25 protein-coding genes and 3 pseudogenes are annotated in these 24,878 nt (G+C 60.0%); 15 read left to right on the top strand and 13 right to left on the bottom strand.

Annotated elements, in window-relative coordinates; all coding sequences use genetic code 11:
* Window positions 1-20 precede the first annotated feature (20 nt).
* From V5B59_RS05380 to thpR, 6 genes are all read right to left on the bottom strand, one after another.
* Window positions 21-248, bottom strand: coding sequence for a hypothetical protein (locus V5B59_RS05380; RefSeq protein ID WP_332351674.1), 228 nt, complete (start codon window positions 246-248; stop codon window positions 21-23).
* Window positions 245-1,006, bottom strand: coding sequence for an IS21-like element helper ATPase IstB (gene istB / locus V5B59_RS05375; protein ID WP_332351673.1), 762 nt, complete (start codon window positions 1,004-1,006; stop codon window positions 245-247). Before istB ends, V5B59_RS05380 begins: the two co-directional genes overlap by 4 nt.
* Entirely contained in the window at window positions 993-2,492 is a 1,500-nt protein-coding gene (gene istA, locus V5B59_RS05370) for an IS21 family transposase (protein ID WP_332351672.1), read from the bottom strand. Before istA ends, istB begins: the two co-directional genes overlap by 14 nt.
* Before the next feature lie 853 nt (window positions 2,493-3,345).
* On the bottom strand, window positions 3,346-4,404 hold the full coding sequence (gene arsB, locus V5B59_RS05365) for an ACR3 family arsenite efflux transporter (RefSeq protein ID WP_288130850.1): 1,059 nt from the start codon (window positions 4,402-4,404) through the stop codon (window positions 3,346-3,348).
* On the bottom strand, window positions 4,401-5,342 hold the full coding sequence (locus tag V5B59_RS05360; protein ID WP_288130848.1) for a DMT family transporter: 942 nt from the start codon (window positions 5,340-5,342) through the stop codon (window positions 4,401-4,403). The genes arsB and V5B59_RS05360 overlap by 4 nt, the downstream gene beginning before the upstream one ends.
* A 115-nt stretch (window positions 5,343-5,457) precedes the next feature.
* A complete protein-coding gene (gene thpR, locus V5B59_RS05355; RefSeq protein WP_408612945.1) occupies window positions 5,458-5,949 on the bottom strand; it encodes an RNA 2',3'-cyclic phosphodiesterase in 492 nt (163 codons plus the stop codon).
* On the opposite strand from thpR, the gene V5B59_RS05350 reads away from it, so the two are divergent.
* The 4 genes from V5B59_RS05350 (at window position 5,887) to V5B59_RS05335 (ending at window position 9,340) form a co-directional block, all read left to right on the top strand.
* Window positions 5,887-6,651, top strand: a complete 765-nt coding sequence (locus tag V5B59_RS05350; protein WP_408612888.1) for a GTPase — start codon at window positions 5,887-5,889, stop codon at window positions 6,649-6,651. The genes thpR and V5B59_RS05350 overlap by 63 nt on opposite strands.
* 593 nt (window positions 6,652-7,244) lie before the next feature.
* The gene (locus V5B59_RS05345) at window positions 7,245-7,472 is read left to right on the top strand and encodes an AbrB/MazE/SpoVT family DNA-binding domain-containing protein (protein WP_034914363.1); all 228 of its coding nucleotides are present in this window, start codon (window positions 7,245-7,247) and stop codon (window positions 7,470-7,472) included.
* Window positions 7,472-7,888 (top strand): type II toxin-antitoxin system VapC family toxin, encoded by a 417-nt coding sequence (locus tag V5B59_RS05340; protein ID WP_034914367.1) that lies wholly within the window; start codon window positions 7,472-7,474, stop codon window positions 7,886-7,888. The genes V5B59_RS05345 and V5B59_RS05340 overlap by 1 nt, the downstream gene beginning before the upstream one ends.
* A gap of 135 nt (window positions 7,889-8,023) precedes the next feature.
* A complete protein-coding gene (locus V5B59_RS05335; RefSeq protein WP_332351670.1) occupies window positions 8,024-9,340 on the top strand; it encodes a PEP-CTERM sorting domain-containing protein in 1,317 nt (438 codons plus the stop codon).
* Window positions 9,341-9,885: 545 nt separating this feature from the next.
* Here the strand turns inward: V5B59_RS05335 and V5B59_RS05330 are convergent.
* Complete coding sequence (locus tag V5B59_RS05330; RefSeq protein ID WP_332351669.1) at window positions 9,886-11,073, bottom strand: IS4 family transposase; 1,188 nt, start codon at window positions 11,071-11,073, stop codon at window positions 9,886-9,888.
* 173 nt (window positions 11,074-11,246) lie between these two features.
* Between V5B59_RS05330 and V5B59_RS05325 the strand changes: the two genes are divergently transcribed.
* The gene (locus V5B59_RS05325) at window positions 11,247-11,477 is read left to right on the top strand and encodes a hypothetical protein (RefSeq protein ID WP_332351668.1); all 231 of its coding nucleotides are present in this window, start codon (window positions 11,247-11,249) and stop codon (window positions 11,475-11,477) included.
* On the top strand, window positions 11,477-11,641 hold the full coding sequence (locus tag V5B59_RS05320; RefSeq protein ID WP_332351667.1) for a hypothetical protein: 165 nt from the start codon (window positions 11,477-11,479) through the stop codon (window positions 11,639-11,641). Before V5B59_RS05325 ends, V5B59_RS05320 begins: the two co-directional genes overlap by 1 nt.
* Here the strand turns inward: V5B59_RS05320 and V5B59_RS05315 are convergent.
* Window positions 11,628-12,284, bottom strand: a complete 657-nt coding sequence (locus tag V5B59_RS05315) for a PEP-CTERM sorting domain-containing protein (RefSeq protein WP_332351666.1) — start codon at window positions 12,282-12,284, stop codon at window positions 11,628-11,630. The two genes, V5B59_RS05320 and V5B59_RS05315, sit on opposite strands and share 14 nt — an antisense overlap.
* 190 nt (window positions 12,285-12,474) lie before the next feature.
* Window positions 12,475-12,624: pseudogene (locus V5B59_RS05310) on the bottom strand (IS110 family transposase); the annotation flags it as partial.
* A 128-nt stretch (window positions 12,625-12,752) separates the two neighbouring features.
* Between V5B59_RS05310 and V5B59_RS05305 the strand changes: the two are divergent.
* Genes V5B59_RS05305 through V5B59_RS05295 form a run of 3 tightly spaced genes read left to right on the top strand, consistent with a single transcriptional unit; the run spans window position 12,753 to window position 14,083 of the window.
* The gene (locus V5B59_RS05305; protein ID WP_288130410.1) at window positions 12,753-13,100 is read left to right on the top strand and encodes an SH3-like domain-containing protein; all 348 of its coding nucleotides are present in this window, start codon (window positions 12,753-12,755) and stop codon (window positions 13,098-13,100) included.
* Window positions 13,101-13,103: 3 nt separating this feature from the next.
* A complete protein-coding gene (locus V5B59_RS05300; RefSeq protein ID WP_034914484.1) occupies window positions 13,104-13,742 on the top strand; it encodes a nitrile hydratase subunit alpha in 639 nt (212 codons plus the stop codon).
* Window positions 13,739-14,083 (top strand): SH3-like domain-containing protein, encoded by a 345-nt coding sequence (locus V5B59_RS05295; RefSeq protein ID WP_034914480.1) that lies wholly within the window; start codon window positions 13,739-13,741, stop codon window positions 14,081-14,083. The genes V5B59_RS05300 and V5B59_RS05295 overlap by 4 nt, the downstream gene beginning before the upstream one ends.
* A 155-nt stretch (window positions 14,084-14,238) precedes the next feature.
* On the opposite strand, the gene V5B59_RS05290 is transcribed toward V5B59_RS05295, so the two are convergent.
* From V5B59_RS05290 to modA, 4 genes are all read right to left on the bottom strand, one after another.
* A complete protein-coding gene (locus tag V5B59_RS05290) occupies window positions 14,239-15,210 on the bottom strand; it encodes a transposase (RefSeq protein ID WP_332351565.1) in 972 nt (323 codons plus the stop codon).
* A 468-nt stretch (window positions 15,211-15,678) separates the two neighbouring features.
* Window positions 15,679-16,842, bottom strand: coding sequence for a sulfate/molybdate ABC transporter ATP-binding protein (locus tag V5B59_RS05285; protein ID WP_169069904.1), 1,164 nt, complete (start codon window positions 16,840-16,842; stop codon window positions 15,679-15,681).
* Complete coding sequence (modB, locus tag V5B59_RS05280) at window positions 16,839-17,513, bottom strand: molybdate ABC transporter permease subunit (RefSeq protein ID WP_169069903.1); 675 nt, start codon at window positions 17,511-17,513, stop codon at window positions 16,839-16,841. Before modB ends, V5B59_RS05285 begins: the two co-directional genes overlap by 4 nt.
* Before the next feature lie 198 nt (window positions 17,514-17,711).
* Window positions 17,712-18,497, bottom strand: a complete 786-nt coding sequence (gene modA / locus V5B59_RS05275) for a molybdate ABC transporter substrate-binding protein (protein ID WP_034914504.1) — start codon at window positions 18,495-18,497, stop codon at window positions 17,712-17,714.
* Window positions 18,498-18,660: 163 nt separating this feature from the next.
* Here modA and V5B59_RS05270 point away from each other — a divergent pair, with 163 nt between their 5' ends.
* The 6 genes and pseudogenes from V5B59_RS05270 to V5B59_RS05245 all read left to right on the top strand — a co-directional run bounded on the left by V5B59_RS05270 (window position 18,661) and on the right by V5B59_RS05245 (window position 24,868).
* On the top strand, window positions 18,661-20,244 hold the full coding sequence (locus tag V5B59_RS05270; protein ID WP_332352175.1) for a GspE/PulE family protein: 1,584 nt from the start codon (window positions 18,661-18,663) through the stop codon (window positions 20,242-20,244).
* A gap of 103 nt (window positions 20,245-20,347) precedes the next feature.
* Window positions 20,348-21,484: pseudogene (locus tag V5B59_RS05265) on the top strand (IS701 family transposase); the annotation flags it as partial.
* Window positions 21,485-21,532: 48 nt separating this feature from the next.
* Window positions 21,533-22,747 carry an ISAzo13 family transposase gene (locus tag V5B59_RS05260; RefSeq protein WP_332351424.1) on the top strand — a complete coding sequence of 405 codons (1,215 nt, stop codon included), beginning with the start codon at window positions 21,533-21,535 and terminating at the stop codon, window positions 22,745-22,747.
* Window positions 22,748-22,776: 29 nt separating this feature from the next.
* Window positions 22,777-22,953, top strand: a pseudogene (locus V5B59_RS05255) (IS701 family transposase); the annotation flags it as partial.
* A 158-nt stretch (window positions 22,954-23,111) separates the two neighbouring features.
* Window positions 23,112-24,335, top strand: a complete 1,224-nt coding sequence (locus tag V5B59_RS05250) for a type II secretion system F family protein (RefSeq protein WP_034914475.1) — start codon at window positions 23,112-23,114, stop codon at window positions 24,333-24,335.
* Window positions 24,332-24,868, top strand: coding sequence for a hypothetical protein (locus tag V5B59_RS05245; RefSeq protein ID WP_034914470.1), 537 nt, complete (start codon window positions 24,332-24,334; stop codon window positions 24,866-24,868). Before V5B59_RS05250 ends, V5B59_RS05245 begins: the two co-directional genes overlap by 4 nt.
* Window positions 24,869-24,878 lie beyond the last annotated feature (10 nt).

Genomic DNA, 24,878 nt, shown 5'->3' with positions numbered 1-24,878 from the left:
GATTGGAAGGTTGGCAGCGGTTAGAACGGCGGCTCTTCGGTCCAGGGGTCGTAGGGATTGGCGTCGCTGTCCCTGGATTGCTCGTCACGAAGCAGTTCAAAGAGGGCGGTCTGGTAGTGAGCGCAGATCCGGTCCCGCAAGTCGTCGAGCAGTTCGACGACGGCGAAAGCCTGGGCCGGTGTCCATTCGGCGGATATCAGGCAGTCGAGGCCGTGGTTCAATCCGGAGGGTTGGGGGTAGGGTTTCATGGGGTGCTCCCGGCGGTTGCCTTGCGTTTTCGGGAGCGCTGCTCGGCGTGCTCGCGGGCCTCTTTGTGGCGATAGGATTCGCCCTTGAGGGCGATGATCTCGGCGTGATGGACGAGACGATCGATGAGCGCGACGACGCAGGCGGCGTTGGGGAAGACCTCCGCCCAGTCCGAGAACGAGCGGTTGGTAGTGATCAAGGTGCTGCGGGTTTCGTGGCGGCGGTTGATCAGTTCGAAGAGCAGATCGGCATGGCGGTTCGAATAGGACAGGTAGCCAACCTCGTCGACGACCAAGAGAGACGGTGCGGCGTAGTGGCGCAATCGACGGCGCAGAGCCGAATCGCTATCGAGGGTGGCGAGATCATTGAGAAGTTGGCCTGCGGTCGTGAACAGCACGGTGTGGCCGTGCAGGACGGCCTGATAGGCGATGTTCTGGGCAATGGTCGACTTCCCCAGCCCGCTACTGCCGACCAGGATGACGTTGGTGGCGCTGTGCAGGAAATCGAGCCCCATCAATTCGCTGATCGCCGTTCGGTCACACTGCGTGGGCCAGTTCCAATCGAAATCGGCCAGCGGCTTGAAGCGGCCGATATGGGCGCAGCCGAGGCGGCGTTCGAGGCTGCGCCGTGCCCGTTCGGCTTCCTCCCAGGCCAGTAGCGGCTCAACCCAGGTGCTGTCGGCCAATTCTGGCCAATGGGCGAGCAGGCCATGCAGGTGCAAGGTCTCTGCGCGCCGGCGCAGGCTCTCAAGCGGGGTCATCGTCGGCCTCCGTGAGTTGGTCATAACTTGCCAGGCGGTGTGGCTGGACCGGCGTGTCGCGGCGCTGGACCTGCTCGGACAAGGTGATTTCGACCGGCGGCGGCTGATCTCGGGCTTCGCGCCGACGTTCCAGAGCCAGGCGCACCGCGTTCACGTGCGGCACCTCGCGCGCCAATGCGTCGAGGACGCCGACGCGCAATTCGGCCGCACCATAACGATCCAGCAGGCGCAACAGAGCCCTGGTGATCGCGCCGAGATGGCCGCCACGCTCGGCAGCCCGCACGAGGAGGTCCCGGCTCTCCGGCACCGCCTGGGTCAGGCGGTCAGTACCGCGGTGCTGACTGGCCTGGTGCTTGTGTGCGGCGAGCGTCTCGAGATGGGCGGGATTCTCGATGCACTGCCCCCGATCATAGCTGCGCGCATGCGTCGCCAGGAGCGTCTGGCCCTCGAGGATGCGCACCTGCCGGGGATCCGCGACGACGCTCAGCGTGCGTTGCACGTGGGTATGGGGAACCGAGTAATCGTTGAGGTCGAAACGCGCATAGGGTGTCTTGGCGACCTTTACCGCCACCTGCTCGTCGGTTGGATAGGGATTGTCCGGCAGGGCCATGAGATGCGCCGATTCCAGCGCAAAGGCTTCGCGTACGGTCAGGGTCACGTCTTCCGGGCCGCGCCGGTCGGCGGCTTCGCCGGCGCACCAGGCATCGGCCTGAGCATTGAGATCGGCCAGATCGGCAAAGCTGCGGCCGGCAAAGAAGGCCTCTCGGATATACCGGATGGCGCGCTCAACGCGCCCTTTCTCATTTCCTCGGTACACTGCCACGGGCCGTGGTTCGTAGCGGTAATGACCGGCGAAATGCAGCAGCGTCGGGTTGAATCGGATCGCCTGGCCTTGTCGCTCCAGGACGGCGCTCTTGAGGTTGTCATAGAGCAGGACCCTCGGCACGCCGACCCAGGTCTCGAAAGCAGCGGAGTGACCGCGCAGGAAATTCTCCATGCGGGCATCGAGAAAGAAGCGCAGGAAGATCTGTCGCGACCACGACAGCACCATCACGAAAGCCATCAAAGGCCGGCGGGCACGGCCGATATCGAGATGACCAAAGTGGGCCCAGTCGATTTGTCCTTGTTCACCGGGCAGCGTGCGCAACCGCAGGTAGGCTTCGGCGGTGGGCCGCGGTCGGTGCAAGGCGAGCAAGTGCCGGAAATGATCGGGCTGCCCGCTGTAGCCGCGGCCCTTCACCATGACGTATAGCCGACTCGCGGTCAGGTGGGGAAACTGTTCCCGGGTCTCGCGGATGAAGGGCAGGTAGGGGTCGATGCGGGAAGCGCGCCGCGGCGCGCCGACCCGTGGCAAGCCGGCCTGCGTGATGACGCGCGAGACGGTGCCGTGGTGCACCTTCAGTTGGCTGGCGATAGTGCCGATGCGCCAGTGTTCGGCGTGGAAGTAGCGCAGGATTTGCGCTTCCAGTTCAGGGGAAATGGTCAAGTGGGGTTCCTCTTCGGTCAGGTGGGACAGCGGATGGAACCCGGCAGCTGCCCAGAAAGCCCTGCCTGAGCAAGCCCGAACAGCGCGTACCGCAGAAATGGCAGCGCGCCGTTCGGGAAGGGTCGGTCGGACCGACTGCCGTCGGTTCCCGGCCCACCGCCGAGTTCGCCGCCAGTAGATCACTTTGTGCCGCTGGCATAGAACCCTGATGCGTCACATTCTGCCGGCGCAGCCGGTAACGGCGGCTTCTTTCGGCATGCTTGAGGCGGCCTCTTCGGCTCTTCTGGTAGCGGTGGCCGGCTTCCTGGACCGAAGCGCGGCGTGCGGCTTGGGCGCAGCCTCTGGCACAATAGATCTGGCCCCGGTCGCAGCGGCGGCAGACGACGACCTGGGTTCGGCAGCCATGACAAAGGAAGAGTCGGCCCGTGATTTCCATTGGCGGTTTCCGGCATGCCAATGCGCGATCGACAGGGAGATGTCGATCGTGAAATACTCTCCCTGCACCCGTGCCCAGCACGGTGTGGGGCACGGCATCGGTGTCAACTTTGCGGGTTTGGCCGGTGTCGTGCTCGTTCTTCTTGGCGGGCCCTTTTTACCGCATCGCGAACGGGCTTGTCATCTCCGCGTTGCCCCCTTCGCCGATGAGCGGCAAGCTTCCCCGATGGCCGGCGCGCGGCAGGGGGGCGTGTCTCCAGTCGCCCTTCGGGCTCCTTCCGACACGCCCCCCTGCCGCATCATCGGTGACCCGGCCGCTCCGAAACCCCAATCCGTCTCGACTACGGACCATCCCTCGCCGGGAGCCTCTCCTACGCTTCTCCGCCAGCTATCGGCGGGTTTTGACCGCCACTGACACTTACACCCTCGTGCTTTCAGAGGCGAAGTAGCGCTTCTGGAACCACAGCGACACACTCACCAGGCCGATCATCACCGGCACCTCGACCAGCGGACCGATGACGGCGGCGAAGGCGGCGCCGGAATTGATGCCATAGACGGCCACGGCGACGGCAATCGCCAGTTCGAAGTTGTTGCTCGCCGCGGTGAACGACAGAGTGGCGCATTTTCCGTAGCCGGCCCCCACCTTCCTGCTCATGTAGAACGAAATCAGGAACATCAGCACGAAATAGATCAGCAGCGGGATGGCGATGCGCACCACGTCCAGCGGGATGGTGACGATCAGCTTGCCCTTGAGGCTGAACATGACGACGATGGTGAACAGCAGAGCGACGAGGGTGATCGGACCGATCTTTGGTACGAACTGCTGGTGATACCACTCCTTCGAGACAAAGCGCAGCAGGATCACCCGTGTCAGAACCCCGGCGACGCACGGAATTCCCAGGTAGATGAAGACGCTCTCGGCAATCTGCCCGATCGAGACATCGACCACGGAACCGGAGAGCCCGAAAAGTGGCGGCAGGACCGTCACGAACAGCCAGGCGTAGACGCTGTAGAACAGTACCTGGAAGATCGAGTTGAAGGCCACGAGGCCGGCAGCGTACTCGGTAGACCCCTTGGCAATCTCGTTCCAGACGATCACCATGGCGATGCAGCGGGCGAGGCCGATCATGATCAGGCCGACCATGTACTCGGGTTTGTCCGGCAGGAAGATGATCGCCAGCGCGAACATCAGGATCGGCCCGACGACCCAGTTCTGAAGCAGCGACAGGCCAAGGACTTTCTTGTCGACGAAGACGTCGGGTAGTTCTTCGTAACGGACCTTGGCGAAGGGCGGGTACATCATCAGGATCAGGCCCAGCGCAATCGGAATGTTGGTCGTTCCGACCTGGAAGGAATTGATCAGAGCCTCGATGCCCGGAACGAAGAAACCGAGGCCGACACCGATCGCCATGGCAGCAAAAATCCAGACCGTCAGATATCTGTCGAGGAAAGACAGTTTCTTGGTGACAGCGCTCATTTCTTTCGATCGGGGGTGCCTGGAAAAGTCATGACCGTTAGAGATCGTCCTGGCTTGAGTGGGAAGCCGGCCAGTACTTCGTTGACCACCAGCGCGCCAAGCACCAGCGCGCCACCGGTCAGAGTGCTTGCTGCCGGCTGCTCGCCGGCACCGAGCCAGGCCCAGGTGACACCGAAGACGACTTCGAGCAGACCGAGCAGAGCGATCTCCGGCGCCGGCAGTTCGCGCGACAGGCGCACCACCAGCAGACAGGGAATCGCCAGTTGCACGACACCGAGCAGTGCCAGCAGACCGAGGTCATGGATCGATGCCTGGAAGGGATACGCCATCGGCAGGGTGAAGGCTGCCGACAGTATGGCACCGATCAGCACCGTCGGCAACATGTCCTGGCGAACTGCTCCATCCGCAGCATTCCGGCCACGACCAACATGCTGCAGCGTCGTGAAGTTGAGCGCGGCGGCCAGTGGCACGGCGAGTGCGACCAGAGTGCCAAGCAGCGACAGGCCACTTTGCGCCTCTTGTCCGAACATCCAGGCAATGCCTGCGCCGGCCACCACGATCGCCAGCCAGGTTCGGGCTGGCAGTCGGTGCTGCAGGAAGATGCGGGCGAACAAGGCGGTGATCAGGGGGCCGATGGCCATCGTCACCAGTACATTGGCGACCGTGGTGAGGGTGATCGCCAGCATGAAAGCGGTAAACATCACCGACCAGCAGAGGCCCGAGAACCACACCGGCCATGCGGCGTGTGCCAGTCCGCGCCACAGGCCGGGTCCACGCATCAGCGTCAGCGCAACACTCAGCGCCAGCGCATTGAACAGGCTGCGCCAGAAGGTGACCTCGAAACTACCGGCAGCATCGAGATGGCGCGAGACCACCCCGGCGATGCTCCAGAGCAGCGTTACCAGCACCATCAGCGCGGCAGCACGGCGATGCGACATTTCAGCGCTTCCTGCCGCGAAGCGGCCGTGGCGTTTGCAAAAGGGCGCCATTGTGCCTGATTTTGCGGGCTTTGGAAGCACTGCTGCGAGTTTTCCGACACCGCTGCCTTGCGGCTCAGGGGTAACGGCGCCGGATCCGGTAGCCACCAGTGGCGCCCGGCAAGGACTCGACCAGCACGTAGCTGCCGATCTGCCAGAGCAGTGCCGGCGCTGCGGCGGGTGCGATGGTTCCGGCAGCACGTCGGGCCAGCGTCACATGCGGGCGAAAGGGACGCGACTCGACCGGCAGGGCCAGTGCCTGCAGCGCTTCGCCAAGGCGGCAATGCAGTTCCTTCAGCGCCTCGGGTATGGCGCTCGCCTGCAGCACCGCGAGGCCGCGAGGCCAGATCGCAGCCTGGGTCAGATGCAGCTCGAAAGGGGTCATTGCCACCTGCAGTCCGGCGCCCACGGCTTCCAGGCGCAGGCGTTCGACGGCGCCGATGAAGTGCAGGGTCAGGTGCAGCCGCTCGGTAGGGACGGGTGATGATCTCTTCGGCCACAACCATTGCTGCTGATAACCGAGGAGTGCCGAGTTTTCCGCGGGCGCCGGCCAGAGCGCGAGGAACAGGCGCGCGTATCTGGGGCCATCCTGCGCCGACGAGGGCGGCCGGGAATTGCCGGCGGTGGGTTCAACTGGTATCGGGGAGGCAACATCCATAGCGGTTCCGTGCCGACGACGGGTTTCAGTCACATCGCACTGGCCAGATGGCAAGACGGCGATTGCCTACTGGCCGGCAACTGTCATTGTGACACCATTGCGGGGGGCTGTGCTCGAACCGAGACGACTCGCGCGCGCACCCTGCTCGGGCGAGATGTCGGCGGGGTGCGGGACGCGCCGCACGTCACCCTCGAGGCCACCAGCCATTCCCTGATCGGCACGCCGGAAGGTGATGAACTGCTTCTCTGGGACACCCCCGGATTCGGTGACAGCGCCCGCCTGGCCAGGCGTCTGCAGCAGCAGGGCAACCCCATCGGCTGGTTCCTGGCGCAGCTCTGGGATCGCTTCCGCGACCGCGTGTTCTGGCTCTTGCAGCAGGCGGTGTTCAACGTGCGCGAGCAGGCCGACGTTGTACTGTACCTGGTCAATGCGTCCGAAGAACCTACTGACGTGGGCTATCTTTCGCTCGAACTCGCCGTTCTCGAGTGGATCGGCAAACCGGTCATCGTTCTTCTCAACCAGACCGGCCGGCCGCGTCCCGGCGACGAAGATGCGGCCGAGCGGGAGCGTTGGCACAATGCGCTGACGGTAGTGGTCCAGACGTGGATATGAGCCTCATATAGTATTTTATAATCAATATCTTATAGGTTAGCATATCCACTTGAGGGACACCACCCACCCACGTCAACAACGCGCTCACCCGGCACAAGATACGGTCGGTCATCGAGCGGGACGGCTGCCAGTGCCCCGAACTGTGTTCGCCGGAAGAGGTCTTTGGAGATCTGGAATGATCGACCCTATTGTTGACGAAGTTCGGAAGTATCGCGCTGAACATGCGCGGAGGTTCAATTTCGACCTCCGTGCCATCTGCGCCGACATTCAGAAGATCGAGGCGACTTGTGGCCATACGGTCGTCAGTCTCCCGCCGCGGATGTTGGACGTCGCCATTGACCCGTTGGAGCCATCCGATCAAAGGCTACGGCACCCTATTCGAGCCTGGCCCCCTTAACTCGAATACCTGCCCGTACTGCATGTCCTCACAGTGAAGGATTGCGCAGCCTGCGGCCAGCGCCGCCGCGACGATGAGCGAATCCCAGTGGCCGGCGCGATCGGGCTGCGAATGCTCCGGCGGTAGACGTTCCACGACGCGGTCGCCGACGTAATGCCGTGCTATTCTTACTGCTTACAGCAAGAAGGGGAAAACTATGCGCATCACCAGCAAAGGTCAGGTGACCATTCCCGTTGAAATTCGCAAACAGGCCGGGCTGATGCCGAATACGGATGTGGAGTTCGAGTTCAAGGACGGTGTTGTCCGGCTCATGCCCAAGGGAGGAACACGCGGCCAGCAACTCGTCGAGCGCCTGCGTGGCGCTTTCAAGGGCTGCGGCATGACCACCGATGAAATCATGCGCGAAACCCGGGGTGAGGACTGATGCGAAGTTATCTCATCGACACCAACGTCATCATCGATGCCGCGGACCCGGACTCCCAATGGTACGCCTGGTCGGCTGCCCAGCTCATCTCCGCCTCGAACGATGGCGCGGTGTTCATCAACCCCATCATCTACGCGGAGTTGGCCGGCTATGCCGATTCGGAGTCGCAGATGGCCTCGATCCTCTCCGATATGCTGCTGGAGCGCGCTGACCTTCCCTGGGAGGCGGCATTCCGCGCTGGGCGAGCTTTTGTCGCCTACCGCCGTGCAGGCGGGACGAAAACCGCCCCGATGCCTGACTTTTACATTGGCGCCCACGCCCAAGTTGCCGGGCTGACCTTGCTCACCCGGGATGCCCGCCGTTATCGCAGCTACTTTCCCGAGCTACGCTTGATCGCCCCCGACTCGATGCCGTAGTCGAAATCAAAGGGGCAGGCGTGTTTTGTCTGCTGATCCCTTTGGCGCCGAAAGACAACAAGAGGCCCACTTCTTTACCTGATTTTCGCTGGATAAAGCGAACGTGGCCCTTTATTTCTTGCTACGGCATACTATTTGAGCCTGGCCCCTTGGATTAAGTGTCGAAAAACTTTACACTTCTTATTGTTTATTTTATTTTATTTTTTTCCCGTCATGCACTTACGAAAAGTGGCCTACTTCTTGCTTGTCTCGGCCACGGATTTTGTGGCCACTCAAGGAGAAACAGTGATGGGACGGAAGCGAATTTTGCCAATTCAGAAGACGGGTAGCGGGCAGCGAGTGAGCGTTTGCGGCGGGGGTGGTGTCGAATCAATCAGGAGAATGTCGAGAGATGTTTGGCTCTCCGGCAAGATCGCCAGGCAGGCCTTTCGCGGCGCGGGGCGGGCCGCGCTTGAGGGGGGAGGCATCAAGGATTCAGGAGTGAACAAGGCGCGAATTTATCTCGGTGTGGGGCTGGTTTCCTTGATGTGCTTAAGCCAGCCAGCAAGCGCGGGCCTTGACTGGAGTGATAAGTCTTCTACGGGATTTCAGTGGTTGCGAGGGGAACCATATCCGGAAATTGAAGCCTTAGCGCGCGGGTTGCGGGGTGGATATGACACGCCGGGAGATGTGCTCTGGGATATCGGTATGGCAAACTGGAACAATAGCCTCGCGGTCGCTTTCGGCTGTGGCAGTAGCGGTTCTTGCTGGGGTATTCCTTCAACATCTACGCCTGTAGTACTGGTCTCGTCAGGGAGCGATGTTAGCAGTACAGGCGTCAGTGCATCTTCGTCATCTCTCGAGGGAGCAGTGCTGCGCGCTTCCAGTTCCACTCAATACAATCCAGAGTACGATCATCAGTATGCATTTGCGGGAGCTCTCTTGCGTGACTGGATCTATTTTGAGGGAGATATCCCCGAAGGGGGTTATACCGGATCCTTGCGGGCACGCGTTGATGGGGTGATTGAACCAAAGGGGCTTTATCGCGATGTTCTCGACGGTTGGCCATGGGATCGGGAGGCCTTCGGGTTTGCCGGAGCTGCCTTTAGCAGTACCTCCTATGGCGGCGGATTCGTATCGAACACCCTGGAGCAGTATGCGAGTGGTTCCGGCTATGGGGCATTCGATTTTGAACTGCCTTATACCATTACTTCGGAAAACCGGTGGGTTAGTGTCCAGATTGCATTGGCAGTCGAGACATTCGGTGACGCGTCTGCAGATTTCTCTCGATCATTTGTACTTCAACCCGTTAGCCTACCGAATGGTCTGAGCTTTCACTCGCAGTCTGGCTTGCTATTTTCAGCCTTGCCCCCGGCAACGAGTGTGCCTGAACCTACCACCCTTGGGTTGCTTGGTATAGGCCTGGCAGCAATACTACGAGTACGGCGACACAAGAACCGGAAATTGCCGTAGGAGGGGTCAAAGCCGCGGGGTCACCCATTAGCCGGCCCCTGTCAACAGGTTAAAAAAAACCTCTCGCGATGCAGCGGCGATACATTCGTGAGCAAATCCGCTCCTGGCATCAGATCGGCGCTCGCGCCCTGGTCTTCGTTCTTGCGGTGTCGGAACCAGTCCGCACCAGTCACCCATCAGGATCAAGGCGGTAGTCCGGGTGTGGCCAATGCTCTCAACGTAACGCGCCATTGTCATAATTTGATCAACGGTCAGATACCCGGTTGCACGTCGGGCAGGCTCCTGGCAAAATGCCTATCCCCTTGATACCCAGGTAAGATTTTATATGCCAAGATCTTTATGTCAATGTCGTTGACTCGTTCTCTAACTTCCTTTTTTCTCAAGCTTTTTTCATTCAGTCGCGTTTGACGGAGAAGGCTTTCTCCCGAACAGGCATCCTCAGTTTTCCCCGCCTGATCGCCTGCCTGCTCGGTGGGTACACGTCCAAAGTGCAGTCTGAACTGGACGCCTTCTTCGCCCAATGCTCTCAACCTATCAGAACATAGTCATACCCCGTTTTTGTAAGCATGTGATAAATGTGGTTTTTTGGTGAAATTTCTGGGAGATGACCTGTTTGGTTTTATCTGGACGAGGTTCTTGATGAGTTCGTCGAAGACGGAGGCGACATTGTCGAGAGCATTGATGCCCTGGAGGAGCCAGCGTCCGAGGGTGCGCTTGATGCGAGAGAAGGTGTCGCCGCGGTTGATGAAGTAGCGTGCGCGGGTATTGGGATCGAGGGATTCACTGGCGGCATGGACGGCCAGGGCATTGAGGTTGTCGCAGAGGATTTTTGCGCCGAAGTCTTGTTGTGCGGCCAGCCAGGACATGCCCGACAGGTGTTCGAGGGCCAGACGGTGCTTGAGCCGTTTGAAGGCTTCCTCAATTCTCCAGCGGGAGTGATAGAGCGCCCCGAAGGCGGCGGCGGGGTAGGCATCCAGATCGAGGAGCGAGGTCACGAGAACGCGCACCTTGTGGCCGAACACCTGGCGAATGAGTCGAACCTGGCAAGGAGTGCGGGCAATTTCGTAATCGAGCGCGTCCTGTTTGCAGGGGGCTGGCAGGGTGACGATTTGCTCAAGCAGGCCGGATCGGCGGAATGTCTTGATGACGTTGAAATTGAGGCTGTCGACCCGCATGCAGAAATGGAGTTTTCGCTGCCACAAGGCGGCGAAGAGCCAGTAGGCTGGGTAACCGCGGTCGAGCACGAGGAGGTCATTGTGGCGGAGTTTGTCGAGGTGTTCGAAGAGCATCTGGCGCTCGCCGACGTCGGTGGAGTAGAGCCTGGCGGCCAGGGTCATTTCGATCCCGGGCAGATAGAGCGCGAAGCCTTTGGCCTCGATCTTGTGGCGGACGGAGCGCTTGCCGTCACGGGTCTTGCCGAACAGGGTCAGGTGCAAGTCCGTGGCATCGCCGGCGACGACGCGCAGCCCGTGCCAGAGAGGAAAGCCGAACTGCGCATCGACCAGGGTGAGGAAATGATCGTTGAGAAGCGAGAAGGCGGCGGCCGACACCTGCTTCCGGGCTTTGGCAAAGGCCTGCGCCGAGACTTCTCGTGCCAGGTCGGCGCGGTTCGCCAGGTTGGCGAAGAAGGCGTCCAGTTCAGACTGCACTTTGGACGTGTACCCACCGAGCAGGCAGGCGATCAGGCGGGGAAGACTGAGGATGCCTGTTCGGGAGAAAGCCTTCTCCGTCAAACGCGACTGAATGAAAAAAGCTTGAGAAAAAAGGAAGTTAGAGAACGAGTCAACGACATTGACATAAAGATCTTGGCATATAAAATCTTACCTGGGTATCAAGGGGATAGGCATTTTGCCAGGAGCCTGCCCGACGTGCAACCGGGTATCTGACCGTTGATCAAATTATGACAATGGCGCGTTACGTTGAGAGCATTGGTCCGGTCGGCACCTGCTACGCGGCCACCAGCGAACGCGCTGCCTGCCTCGAATCCGTGCTGCACGACTTACCGCTCGATCCGCCCGGCGTCTTCAGCCTCGCCGACCTGGCGCACTGTCGCATCCCGAGTTGGCGGGAGGCGAGGGCGGAACTGAATGAGTTGCCGCTGGCGTCGGAAAGGTGGATCGAGATTGACACCTCTTGATGGGGGCTCACTCATATACTTTCATTGGTGGCTGCAACGCCCAGGCCGACACCGTGCAGGCGCTGGTCGCGCGGCCAGCCGACCTGCACGTGCACGACGGCATAAAGCGGGCGCTGCAGTCCTGGTTGCGCCAAACTGGCGCTGCGCGCCTCAGGCCGGCGTAGCCTGGCGGCCGCGCCGGCGGGCGAGCGGGATGCCAAAAATCAGGAGGGAGAGCATCGAGGGTTCGGGAACGGTGAGGGCACCTTGCAATCTGACAGCCTCCCATACGTTGTCCGAGGAAGTCATGGTAATCGTCAGCGTGTTCAAGCCCGCGACGAAAAAGCCGCTTCCCGCTGCGGCGGAGAATGCAGTGGTGGCTGAATAGTCCGCGACAAGGCTGCTGAGAAGGTTCCCATTCAATTTCAAATCACCCGAGTCGTCGATTCCCCAGACACCAGAGATCGAGGCCGACGCGACCTCTGAGGCAGCGAGCGTGAATGAGCGGTAATAGGAGAACGGGGTCCCTGATCCATTGCCGAGGCTGTTAGGATCGATGGTAATCCAGGACGACCCAGGTCCGTTGGCGGCCCAGGCGAAGAATGCACCGCCCGTGTTCGTTGCATCGACGACCTTGGCGGGGGCGATCCCGCCTGCCGGCTGGTCGACGGTCCAGTGCGCGTCGGGCGTGTTGCCGAGGGTGATCAAGGTATCCGACGCATCGAGGCCGGTCGACAAGTTCAGTACGCTCGCCTCGGCGACGGCAGATCCGAGAACCAGCATTGCGGCGGCCGCCAGGTGGCGGGTGTAAGTTGCTGTCACGTTCATGGCGGCACTCCTTATTTATCAGAACAGTGTTGACGGCCAGATATAAGCATTGAACGTACCATGATGAAAAATCAATGACTTGCCTGAAATTCGGTCACGTACTGTAAGATTTTTCGACAGTGCATCTCGCGCGGTCAGTACTCAGATGGGCCAGCGCCAGGTCTCGCCACCGCTCGCAACACTCGGCGCACTGACAGTCCAGCACGTCGGATTTGCGGCCAGAAACATTCTTCACGGGGCGCGCGTTGACCTGCAGCACCGTGAAGCCACGCGACTCCAGCAATTCGAACCAGGGGATCCAGTACACGCCGGTAGACTCCATCGCCACTCGGGACTGGCCCGGCTGGAGGCGGAGGCTTCGATTGCGTTGGGCCCTGGCTTGCTCCATCATTCCCTCCCTGTGTTTCTTCGGCGCGATTTGCGGCAGCGGGCCGATTACTTCGCTAACCTGTAAAAGGAATATCAGACATGACCCTAACAACCTCAGCAATTACGCCATCTGGTTTGCGGGTGGTGAAAGCTCTCGGTGAGGAACCCGCTTTGAAGGTCGGGGACTGCGTCCGGATTTCGATGCGTTTTCCCATTGGCCACTACCGCGTGCCGCTCTACGTCCGCGGCAAGCAAGGCGTGGTGAAAATGATCCTGAGGCCGGTGGCCGTCAACAATGAGGAGGAAGGTTATGGCCGTAATGCCGGGATCAGAAGATATTACTATCGGGTGAGCATTCTGCTTTTGGAATTGTGGCCTGGATACGCAGGGCCAGCGCAGGACCAGTTGGTCATTGAGGTATTTGAAACCTGGCTGGAAAGGATTTGAACCATGGAGACACACGACCACGACCACGATCATCCGAAGGCGTCGGATGAACCGATGCCGGGCTATTATGAAATCATGGAGATCGCTGTCCGCGAATTGCTCATCGAGAAGAGATTGATCGGCCCGGGTGAAATTCGCCGCCAGATCGAAGTGCTCGACTCCCGCACGCCGGCTCTGGGGGCGAAGGTGGTGGCGCGAGCATGGGTTGATCCAGGATTTCGCGCGCGTCTGCTGGCCAATGGCCGTACCGCCTGTGAAGAATTCGGGATCAGCTTTTACGACGATACCCAGTTGATCGTGCTCGAAAACACCGACAGAGTTCACAACCTCATCGTCTGCACGCTCTGTTCCTGCTATCCGCGTCCGGTGCTGGGGCTGCCGCCTGACTGGTACAAGTCCAAACCTTATCGGGCTCGCGCGGTGAAAGAGCCAAGGGCGGTCCTGGAGGAATTTGGCACACACATTCCCGGGGATGTAGAGATCTGCGTTAGTGATTCGACCGCGATGGTTCGTTATCTCGTGCTGCCGCAACGACCGGCGGGCACGGAGGATTTGAGCGAGGAACAACTCGCAGCCCTGGTTACGCGCGATGCGATGATCGGCGTCGTCCGAGTAGAAAACCAAAGACAGGACACACCATGAACCACAGTGAAGACTTATTAAAACGCCTGCCCAACGACATCGGCGGGCTGCCGGCCGACCGAGTCCAGCAAACGGACCATGTGCTGTTGCCCTGGGAGAAGCGCTGCCACGCGCTGGCGGATGTGCTGGACTACCATAAAATCATCAACACCGAGGAAAAGCGTCGCGGGGTGGAGTCTCTCGGCGCCGAGATGATGAACAATCTCACCTACTATGAGCGCTGGATTGCCGCTTTTTCCGTCATCTTGTTTCAAAAACAGATCCTTGCTCCCGACGACCTGGCGAGGAAAATGGCTGAGGTGGAAGCGCGGTATGCCAATGACCCGCATCAGGACACCTGAGGCAATGACGGTGCAAAGCAAAAGCCCCGGGCATGGGGTAGCGAGTAATGTGCACGCGGCTTCATCCATGACCGTTAATGTGAAAGTCGCGTATGCGACTCACGAATCTCCCCTCCCCACTTGCGGGGGAGCAACTGTGTTCCCAGTCAAGTTTTTTAGGCGCATTTTGCATGCTCTGGATTCCACGGAATACCCGATTTGACTATGGCGTTCATGATCGTCAGCATCTTGTGCATGCAAGCGACCAGCGCGACTTTTTTGAGTTTTCCGTTAGCAAGCAAACGTTCATAAAAGGTCTTGATGACGGGGTTGTAACGTATGGCACTTAAGGCCGCCATGTATAAAGCGGTACGGACCGTCGCTCGACCACCCCAGGTGATGCGCTTACCCTTGTGGCGACCACTGTCCGCGTTTAATGGAGCGACTCCGACCAACTTGCCAATCTGCGCATGGGTGAGTTGGCCCAACTCAGGCAATGCCCCCATCAGACTCGCTTGCGTACACGGTCCGACCCCTTTGAAGCCTTTGAACAAAGCGAGCTTCTCGGCAAAATGCTCTTTCAGCATGCCAGCCATGCTTTTATCAACCGCCACGATCTGTCGATCCAGTATTTTGAGGACTGCCTTGATGCTCTTGTGTTGCGAACCATGGCTCAGGGCCAATCGGTTTCCTTCCGCCACGCGCATGCCAATGAGCTGGTTGTGGCGTACAAGCAAGGCTTCCAACGCCTCCTGGTTGGCATCGGGCAGTTTCATCAACAGCCGTTCCCGCTGCGCCGATTGGTGCAGTGTCCGCGCAAAGTGCGACAGGACTCGCGCATCAATGGCGTCCGTCTTGGAAAGGTATCCCATGGATTTGGCAAAGTCTCGCGCCTGCCTCGGATTGACCACCATCACCGGCAGCCCGGCCGCACAGAGTGCCGCCGCCACCTGGCGCTCGAAGCCTCCCGTGGCCTCCAATACGATCGCCCCAATCTCCTCAGAACGTGGAACGAGCTCTTTGACCAACGCCGCTATATCAGCGTCAGCATTGGCAATGCATTGGGTTTTTGATTGGTCGTCTAAAGCGATCTCCAGCGTGTCTTTGGAAACGTCAATACCCACAAACGTTGATTCAGAAGCGTTCATCTATAGCCATCCTTGCAAATACGTGGTCACGGCTTTCCGGCACGTGCCAACCAGCAACTGTTCGGTATTCAGACAAACGGCTGACAATGCACGCCAAGTGCTCTCCCACGGGCTTGATGTCCCAGAGGGGCGTCGGGCTGTGCGTCGCCTTCCGAACTCGTTTCCACCACACCTCCGTGGCACTCTACGACCTAAACCTTGGGGCTCTGCCCCAAACCCCGCACTCGCCGTGAGGCAGCGGCCGGGGATGATCAACCCCTCCCCAGCCCCTGCCTCAAGTGTACTTGGCTTACAGGATGTCAAGAGGCTTTCGCGGCATAAACGCAAGAGAAAAATACCTCTCTCGCATTTATTCCACGGTCCTCTTGACACCCTTCCAGCCATGACTTCATCTCCTCTCTTGAACGAACGAAAAACCACAAAACGAAGCATACAAGGGGGCGGGGGAGAGGGAAACGGTCATGACTTTCATGATCGGGAGTGCCTGAAAAAGTCATGACCGTTAGACCGGGGGGCGCTCGATGCATCGTTCATCTGTTCGGATGCCGGCCCTGGGCGCAGCGGCACGATGTCGCCTGCCCGCAGCGAAACCGTCACTTCCCGGCCGACCGCAACCCCGTAGCGATGGACGGCGCGGACCGGCAGGCGCATCTGCAGGCGCGCCTCCGGCAGGCCTTGCGCTTGCAGCCGGACGATGGCTTCGGCGCCCATTTCGATGACTTCCTCGATCACGACCTGCAGCGGGTTCTCGAGGTGACTGCCCCAGGGCTTGTCCGGGCGGACGAGCAGCACGTTGTTCGGCAAGACGGCCCAGCGCAGATCGCTGTTGATGCCCACCGGCAGCGGGCCGGTGACACGCAGGGCATGTGGTCCCCAACGCAGCAACAGCCTGCGCCCACTGGCTGCATTGTCCACCCGGGCAGTGAAGATATTGGGGATGTCGAGGAGGCGTGCTGCTTCCTCGGTCGCAGGGCGCGTCAACACCTCGGAAGTGGCACCGGCTTGCACCAGTCGCCCATGCCGTAGGAGGATCAGGTGCGAGGCCAGTTGAGCGGCTTCGTCGAGATCATGGGTCACCAGCAGCACCGTCGCACCGAGTTGCTCATGCAGGCGCAGCAATTCCATATAGAGGCGCTTGCGCGTACTGCGATCAACGGCGGAGAAGGGCTCGTCGAGCAGCAGCACCTGCGGCTGGCGGGCAATCGCCCGCGCCAGTGCCACGCGCTGCTTCTGGCCACCGGAAAGCTCGTCGGGATAGCGCTGGTCGAGACCTTCGATATGGGCGAGGGCAAGGCAATGCCACGCTCGTTCCCGACGGGCGCCGACCGGCAGATGGAGGAGTGCAGTCTCGACATTTCCCTGTACCGTCAGGTGCGGAAACAGACCGTAATGCTGGGAAACGAAGCCGATCGACCGTTCGCGCGTCGGTCGGTGCTTTTCTCCTTCGGCCCAGACCTCCATCCCCAGCGCCACGCGTGCCTGCCTGACGGACAACAGGCCGGCAATGGCGCGCAGGATCGAGGTCTTGCCGCTGCCGGAAGGGCCCACCAGAGCCGTGATGCAGCCGTCGGGAATCTCGGCGGCAAAATCGAGGGGTGGACTGCCGTGGCGCAGTTGCACGCTGAGGGTCACGTCGCGCGGCGCCGCCTGGACAGGCGTCCGGCCAGTCCGTAGCTGACCGAGATGGTGAGCAGCGAAATCAGCAGGAGCAACAGCGACATCGCTCCCGCCGAAGCGTGGTCGAAGGATTGCACCTTGTCGTAGATCGAGATCGCGACGGTTCGGGTTTCACCGGGGATGTTGCCGCCTACCATCAGCACCACGCCGAATTCGCCGAGGGTGTGGGCAAAGGTCATCACCGATGCCGAGAGAATGCCGGGCCAGGCCAACGGCAGTTCTATCCTGCGGAAAGCCTGCCAGAAAGTCAGTCCGCAACATTGCGCGGCTTCGCGGATGTCCGGCGCAATGGCTTCGAAGGCGCGCTGGATCGGCTGCACGGCAAAGGGAATGTTGAAGATCACCGAAGCCACCACCAGCCCGCTGAAACTGAAGGCCAGGGGATGGCCGGCGAGCGCCTCGAACCAGCGTCCCGGTGGCGATTGGCTGCCCATCGCCACCAGCAGGTAGTAGCCGATCACCGTCGGCGGCAGTACCAGCGGCAGTGCCAGCAGGCCCTCGATCCAGGCCTTGCTCTTGCGCGGGGTCACCGCCAGCCAGTGGGCGGCAAGAATCGCTGGAGGCAGCAGCAGCAGCAAGGTCAGCAAGGCCAGTCTGGCCGACAGAACGATCGCGGTAGCGTCCATCAATGTGGATGTCGCGTCAGCGACGCACGCATGACTTTCATGTCATGATCGGGGGTGCCTGGAAAAGTCATGACCGTTAATGTGAAAGTCGCGTATGCGACTCACGAATCTCCCCTCCCCCCTTGCGGGGGAGGGGTTGGGGGAGAGGGAAACGGTCATGACTTTCATGATCGGAGGCGCCTGGAAAAGTCATGACCGTTAGCGCGGCGCTTCGCCCGGCAGCACGAAGCCGTAGCGAACGAAGATGGCGCGGGCGGCAGGTTGCTGAAGGTAATCGTGGAAGGCACGCGCGGTATCGCCGGCGGACTTCATCCGCACCAGGCGCTGGCGCAACGGTTCGCGCGCGTGCCATTCGCCGGGAATCAGCGTGAAGGTCCCCGATTTGGCGATTGCCGGTGCCCTGGAAAGAGACAGCGGCAGCAAGCCTCCCTGACTCGAACCCGAGGCGGCGAACTGCATGGCCTGCGCGGCGTTTTCGCCCAACACCAGCTTCGGCTCGATTGCCGACCACAGCCCTGCCTGTTGCAGCACCGCGCGCGCCGCGCGACCGTAGGGGGCGTGCTCCGGATTGGCAATGGCAAAGCGCTTGACGCGGCCGTCGGCCAATGCCGCCCTCAGATCATTCAAGGTGGCATCCGCCTGCAGGGTTGATCCGTGCGGGACGAACAGCACCAGGCGGCCGATGGCATACAAGGCGCCACGATCCAGCGTCAGTCCTTGGTCGGCAAGCCGGAAAACCAGGTTCTCGTCGGCAGAGAGAAACAACTCGAAGGGAGCGCCTTGCTCAAGCTGGTGAGCAAAGTGTCCCGAGGAACCGAAAGAAAGCTTCACCGTGCGCCCCGTCGCCTTCTCGAAGTGCTCGGCGATCTCTGCAAGTGCGAACTTGAGATCGGCAGCGGCAGCAATCGGTGGAGCACCGGCGGCATTCGCCACCGCTAGCCCAGCCAGCAGCAACAGACAGACACCGACGCGAAAAATTAGCATGACCGCCCTGGCAAACGTCAACGGAGAGGACAATTATAGCCTGCCGGGATTGCCGGCCCCGCGGCGATCCGTTTCGCTTCGCTGCTTCGATTGTCGCCTTGGCCAGCCAATCAGGTAGAATCGGACGATTAGCATGATTGCCTCAAGACAACTGGAACTTGCCATGGCTCGCCCGGAAAAGATTCGCCTCGGCGATCTGCTCATTCAGCAAGGCCTGCTCACCGATGAACAGCTCAAGTTCGCGCTCGATGAGCAAAAACGCAGCGGACGCAAGCTGGGCCGCATCGTCGTAGACAGTTCATTTGTCACCGAAGAGGCGATTTCGCAGGCGCTTGCAAAACAATTGCGCGTTCCCTACGTCGATCTCAGACACTTCAATCCACGCCCTGAACTGGTCAATCTGCTGCCCGAGGCGCAGGCGAGGCGTTTTCGCGCGGTGGTGCTCGACGAGGTGCGTGGCCGACTGCGGGTTGGATTCGTTGATCCCACCGACCTGCAGGCGTATGACGAAATCTTGCGTCTGCTGCGTCGCGAAATCGACCTGGTGGTAGTTGCCGAGGGTCATTTGCTGGCGCTGGTCGATCGCGTCTATAGGCGCACCGAAGAAATCAGCGGCCTGGCCAGGGAACTGACCGCCGACCTGGAAGATGTGCCGGTCGAATTTGGCGGCTTGCTCGGAACGGCGACGGGTGCCGAGGAAGCACCCGTCGTCAAATTGCTGCAAACCGTGTTTGAAGAAGCCATTCGTTCGCGCGCTTCGGATATCCATATCGAGCCGCAGGAGCGGTCGCTGCGCGTTCGTTTCCGCATCGACGGCGTCTTGCAGGTGCAGATGGAGGCCGATACCAAGATCGCCCCGGCCCTCTCTCTGCGTCTCAAATTGATGTCCGGACTCGACATCTCGGAAAAGCGCTTGCCGCAGGACGGTCGTTTTGCCATCAAGGTGCGCAGTAACCAGATCGACGTGCGGATTTCGACCATGCCGACGCAGTATGGCGAATCGGTCGTGATGCGCCTGCTGAACCAGAACACCGGTCTGCTCGGGCTGGATCGGCTGAACATGCCGCCACGCACGCTCGAGCGTCTGCGCCATGCGATACGTCGTCCAAGTGGCATGGTGCTGGTCACCGGTCCGACCGGAAGCGGCAAGACGACGACGCTCTATGCTGCGCTGTCCGAACTCAATACCACCGAGAAAAAGATCATCACGGTGGAAGACCCGGTGGAATACCGGCTCCCCGGCATCAATCAGGTGCAGGTGCACGAGAAGATCGATCTGACCTTCGAGCGCGTGTTGCGTTCTGCACTGCGGCAAGATCCGGACATCGTTCTGGTAGGCGAAATGCGCGATCAGACCACGGCTGAAATCGGCATGCGAGCGGCCATTACGGGCCACATGGTGCTGTCGACCCTGCACACCAACGACGTCATATCGACACCCATTCGATTGCTCGACATGGGCGTTCCTCGTTACATGGTCGCGTTGTCGTTGCAGCTGGTGCTGGCGCAGCGACTGGTACGGGTGACCTGCGGAAACTGCGCCGAATCACATCCTCCATCGCCACAGGAACACGAATGGCTGCGCTACGAGTTGGCTGACACGGTCGACCAGCACCGCTTCCTGCAGGGGAAGGGCTGCGTGCATTGCGCCGGAACAGGCTACCAGGGGCGTACCGGGGTTTACGAGATGCTCGAAATGACCAACGAAATTGTCGAAGCCATTAATTCTACTTTGCCACATTTCTAAAATGGTTGAAATACAGGCTATTGAGCTACATATCTAATGCTCTACCACATAAGGAGTATGACGATGAAATCGCCAAATTTATTTATTTGGGATCGGGCGTGCGGTGGCCAGCTGCTGCGAGAATCTGACCAGCCATTTTCAGTCGTTCCGGGAGTGTTTCCGCAGTAAAACGCGAAGCACGGCCGAGCAAGCTGAACAGTACTTGCGGGGCCTTTTTCAAAGCCCTCGTGCGAACCTGGAACAGATGAGCGAGACGGTGGCGGAGACCGAGTATTACAGCCTCCACCACATGTTGAGCGATGCTGCATGGGACTTTGAGAATGTGCGTCGGGAGACGGCGCGACAAGCGGACGAGTGGATCGGTGGGCCAGAGACGGGACTGTTGCTCGATGAGTCTGGGGTCCAAAAGAAGGGCGACCATTCAGCGGGCGTGGCCAGGCAGTACAACGGTCGCCTGGGTAAGGTCGAGAACTCGCAGGTTGGAGTGTATGCCGCCTTGGCACGAGGGTCGCAGGCGGCGATCATCGACTTCGAATTGTTCCTTCCAGAGCGTTGGGTTGAAGACGCCAAGCGTTGCCAGGAAGCGGGGATTCCGGAATCGGCACGGGTCTTTCGGACTAAGCCGCAGATGGCTGCCGAGATGGTCAAGCGGGCACGAGCCGCCGGGGTGCGCTTTGGCTTCATCGGTGCCGACGGCCTCTATGGCCACGCGACTTGGCTGCTGTTTGATTGGGACGATGCAGGTGAGGTATTCGCCACCGAGGTGCACAGCGACCAGCAGTTTTACTTTACCGATCCGGGAAAGGCGTGGGTACCGGCCTGGGAAGCCCGCGAATGGGCCGCGCGCCTGAAACGAAAGGAGTGGCACCCGGTGATCCTGCGCGACGGGGAGAAGGGTGAAGTGCGCGCGATGTTTGCCCATACCCGCGTGTGGATCAGTCATCCGAACAGCGCACAGGCCCGCCAATGGCATCTCCTGGCACGCCGCGATGGCAAGGAGGTGAAGTTCATGCTCTCCAACGCGGCGCCCGACACGCCACTTCGCGAGCTGGCACGCATGCAGGCACAGCGCCACTTCATCGAGCGCGCCTTCGAGAATGCGAAAGGTTGCTGTGGGATGGCCGACTACCAGGTACGCAAGTGGCGGGCTTGGTACAACCACATGGCGCTCGTCTGCGTTGCACTACTCTTTCTCGTCAAGGAGCGGCGGCAACACTCACCCTACGCCGAGTTAGTATCTGTCCAGAAATAACTTGTACAACTTATACGAGTAGGCGACGATCTCGTCATGAGTAATGACGAGCTAGTTGAAACGATCCGTAAGAAGTTCGAGCGCGTGTCCACGGTTTTGGATGAGCGGGGGCGTCGTGTGTGGGCGTTGGCGGAAGCCGAGGCGCTCGGTTACGGCGGACAAAGCATCGTCGCTAAAGCCACGGGGCTATCGCGAATGACGCTGTATTCGGAAAAATGCGGTCATGCCCAGGACGACCCGGCGGGTTCTCGTAGACACGTCCGAAAAGCAGGGGGTGGACGCAAGAAGCTGATCGAGCACGAGCCGACATTGCTCTCGGCGCTGGAAAGATTGGTGGAACCGACCACCCGGGGAGACCCTGAGAATCCTTTACGGTGGACCTGTCTGAGTACCCGTCAACTGGCGGCGGCCCTTGAACAACAAGGCCACCGGATTGGTCGTCAGACCGTAGCGGTTTTGCTGGATAAGTTGGGCTATAGCCTTCAGGGAAATCAAAAGACCAAGGAAGGCACCGTCCATCCGGACCGGGATGCTCAATTCCGTTACATTCACGGTCGAGTCGAGGATTTCCAACGACGGGGACAGCCTGTGGTTTCAGTCGATACCAAGAAAAAGGAACTCGTCGGGGACTTCAAAAATGGAGGCCGAGAGTGGCGCCCCAAAGGAAACCCCGAACCGGTTCGCGTTCATGACTTTATCGACAAGACCCTAGGCAAAGTGAATCCCTATGGCGTCTATGATCCAACGGCAAACACCGGTTGGGTTAGCGTTGGGGTCGATCATGACACCGCCGAGTTTGCGGTGGAAACGTTACGACGGTGGTGGGAAAAGATGGGACGAATTCGTTATCCCGGGGCTACCGAACTGTTGGTGACTGCGGATGGTGGTGGCAGCAATGGGGCGAGAGTACGGTTATGGAAGGTCGCTTTACAGCGTCTGGCCGACCAAACCGGCCTATGCATCTCGATCTGCCATTTTCCACCGGGAACTAGCAAATGGAATAAGATCGAACATCGGATGTTCAGCTACATCAGTATGAATTGGCGAGGAAAGCCTCTGGTCAGCCATGAGGTCATCGTCAATTTGATTGCTGCCACCACCACACAAGCAGGCCTAAAAATTGAGGCGGAGATGGATACCAACACCTACGCGAAAGGCATACACGTGACTGATGATGAACTCGATAAAGTTCACATAGAACGCTCCGAGTTTCATGGTGAATGGAACTACACCATCCGGCCATCGGTTTGAACTTGTACAACTTATTTCTGGACAGATACTTACTGTCCTGTGCCGATGTCGTCGACATGCTCGTGGCGCAGCTCCCGGTGAAGATTCACGGTCGCGAAGACCTCGTGCGAATCATCGCCGAGCGTCATGCACGGCGACAAAGCGCCCGCGACAGCGCCTACCGAAGGCAGCCGCCAGCACCCAAAAATGCCATTAGAATCTGTTAATGTAGAATTAACATCGACGATGCGGGCAGTTTTGTTCAGGCGGCACGCCGGCAGATGGCCGGCGAAACGCTGCGCCGCGATGCTCTGCGGCTGGTGGTGAAAGGTCGCACGACCATCGAAGAAGCCATGCGCATCAGCAATCAGTTTGAAGATTGAGGATGCCGAACTTCGCTTACAAAGGACGTAACGCTGGCGGAGATCTCGTCGAGGGATCGCTTGAAGGGGCGAATAGTGGTGCTATCGTTGATTTTCTGCGCGGACAGGGGTTGACGCCGGTCGAGATCAAGGAAACCCGGGCGACCTCACCGGCTTCCCACCGGAACGTCACGCTGTTCAGGCAAAAAATCTCGCATATCGACCTGTTGCTCTTCAGCCGACAGATGCACCGGCTGCTCAAATCGGGGGTGCCGATCATGCGTTCCTTGAGCGGTCTGCAGGAGGCAGCGATCAATCCCGAGATGAAGCGTGTCATTGGCGAGGTTCGCGAGAGCCTGGAAGGCGGGCGGGAGTTGTCACAGACCCTGGCCCGGCATCCGCGCGTTTTTTCGTCGTTCTACCTGTCGATGGTTCGTGTCGGTGAAGCGACCGGTCTGCTCGACGAAATATTCTTCCGCCTGTTCGAGCACCTCGAGTTCGAGCGCTACATGCGCGAGCAGGTGAAATCGGCGCTGCGCTACCCAAGCTTTGTGGTGCTGGTTATGGTGATGGCATTGGTCATCGTCAATCTTTTCGTGATTCCTGCCTTTGCCAAGGTCTTCGCCGGTTTTGGGGCCGAACTGCCGATGCTGACCCGGGTATTGCTCGGCTTTTCCGACTTCATGGTGGCTTACTGGCCATCCTTGCTGCTTGGCGTCATCGCTTGCGGAATAGCCTTTAACTTCTGGCGGGGAACAAGCCGTGGGCGTTACGACTGGGACCGAATGTCCCTGAAATTTCCGATTGCCGGGAAAATCCTGCACAAGGCAGCGCTTTCCCGCTTCGCCCGCAGTTTTTCGCTGGGGATGCGCAGCGGTGTTCCGGTCATGCAGGCCTTATCGAATTCGGCGCAAACGGTCGATAACCATTACATCTCGCGTTGCATCGAGGGCATGCGCGAGAATATAGAACGTGGCGAAAGCCTGTTGCGCGCGTCCATCAGCTCCGGCATTTTTACCCCCGTCGTGCTGCAGATGGTGGCTGTGGGGGAAGAGTCGGGGGCTGTCGATGACATGATGGACGAGATTGGTGACATGTACCGGCAGGAAGTCGAATACGAACTCAAAACGCTGAGCCAGCAGATCGAACCGATTCTGATCGTCATGCTCGGCATCATGGTGCTGATCCTGGCGTTGGGCATCTTCCTGCCGATGTGGGACTTGGGCAAGGTGGCCATCAAACGATGATTTCGCAAGAGATCCGGCGTCCCGGCTACTATGCCACTTCGCACCGGTTCGAGTGGGCCGTGCTGTTGGTGGTGATCGGCTTGTTGGCCATCGGCCTGTTGTCGGCCTTGCACGATGCCAATGAACGGGCGGAAAGGCAGGCGGTCGAGCTGACCATCCGCAACATGCGGACCGGAATGCAACTGGCCGTGGGTGAGGCGCTGATGCAGCAGCGGGAAGGTGAAATGGCCGCATGGGTGGGGATCAACCCCGTGCGCTGGCTGGGTTCCGATCCGGCAGGGTATCGCGGCGAGTGTTCGGCCGCCGAAAGCCGGGATTTGCCTGCTGGGGCGTGGTGTTTTGACCGTGACCGTCGCCAGCTGATGTATCGGCCACGCCATACCGGGCATCTGCGTGTTCCTGCGGTTGACGACGGGGGTCGCTGCGATGTCTTGAGCTGGCGCGTGACACGGGTGTCGGAAAGAATGGCGAGCGGCGCTGGCCTGCGATTGGCAGCGGCTGCAGACTGCCGATGGGTTTTGGGTGGAAGTTGAAATAATGGTA

Origin of the sequence: Candidatus Accumulibacter contiguus (assembly GCF_036625285.1) — a bacterium.
GTDB lineage: Bacteria > Pseudomonadota > Gammaproteobacteria > Burkholderiales > Rhodocyclaceae > Accumulibacter > Accumulibacter contiguus.
The sequence above is the reverse complement of the archived record's forward strand: the minus strand, read 5'-3'. Positions and strand labels throughout refer to the sequence as shown.

Coding starts and splice junctions, on each gene's coding strand:
- V5B59_RS05290 (WP_332351565.1), bottom strand. CDS start 15,210: ATGAACGCTTCTGAATCAACGTTTGTGGGTATTGACGTTTCCAAAGAC.
- V5B59_RS05245 (WP_034914470.1), top strand. CDS start 24,332: ATGATTTCGCAAGAGATCCGGCGTCCCGGCTACTATGCCACTTCGCAC.
- arsB (WP_288130850.1), bottom strand. CDS start 4,404: ATGAGCGCTGTCACCAAGAAACTGTCTTTCCTCGACAGATATCTGACG.
- modA (WP_034914504.1), bottom strand. CDS start 18,497: ATGCTAATTTTTCGCGTCGGTGTCTGTCTGTTGCTGCTGGCTGGGCTA.
- V5B59_RS05300 (WP_034914484.1), top strand. CDS start 13,104: ATGGAGACACACGACCACGACCACGATCATCCGAAGGCGTCGGATGAA.
- istB (WP_332351673.1), bottom strand. CDS start 1,006: ATGACCCCGCTTGAGAGCCTGCGCCGGCGCGCAGAGACCTTGCACCTG.
- V5B59_RS05260 (WP_332351424.1), top strand. CDS start 21,533: ATGAGTAATGACGAGCTAGTTGAAACGATCCGTAAGAAGTTCGAGCGC.
- V5B59_RS05320 (WP_332351667.1), top strand. CDS start 11,477: ATGGGGGCTCACTCATATACTTTCATTGGTGGCTGCAACGCCCAGGCC.
- V5B59_RS05315 (WP_332351666.1), bottom strand. CDS start 12,284: ATGAACGTGACAGCAACTTACACCCGCCACCTGGCGGCCGCCGCAATG.
- V5B59_RS05270 (WP_332352175.1), top strand. CDS start 18,661: ATGGCTCGCCCGGAAAAGATTCGCCTCGGCGATCTGCTCATTCAGCAA.
- V5B59_RS05340 (WP_034914367.1), top strand. CDS start 7,472: ATGCGAAGTTATCTCATCGACACCAACGTCATCATCGATGCCGCGGAC.
- V5B59_RS05325 (WP_332351668.1), top strand. CDS start 11,247: ATGGCGCGTTACGTTGAGAGCATTGGTCCGGTCGGCACCTGCTACGCG.
- V5B59_RS05250 (WP_034914475.1), top strand. CDS start 23,112: ATGCCGAACTTCGCTTACAAAGGACGTAACGCTGGCGGAGATCTCGTC.
- V5B59_RS05295 (WP_034914480.1), top strand. CDS start 13,739: ATGAACCACAGTGAAGACTTATTAAAACGCCTGCCCAACGACATCGGC.
- V5B59_RS05380 (WP_332351674.1), bottom strand. CDS start 248: ATGAAACCCTACCCCCAACCCTCCGGATTGAACCACGGCCTCGACTGC.
- V5B59_RS05345 (WP_034914363.1), top strand. CDS start 7,245: ATGCGCATCACCAGCAAAGGTCAGGTGACCATTCCCGTTGAAATTCGC.
- V5B59_RS05360 (WP_288130848.1), bottom strand. CDS start 5,342: ATGTCGCATCGCCGTGCTGCCGCGCTGATGGTGCTGGTAACGCTGCTC.
- modB (WP_169069903.1), bottom strand. CDS start 17,513: ATGGACGCTACCGCGATCGTTCTGTCGGCCAGACTGGCCTTGCTGACC.
- V5B59_RS05305 (WP_288130410.1), top strand. CDS start 12,753: ATGACCCTAACAACCTCAGCAATTACGCCATCTGGTTTGCGGGTGGTG.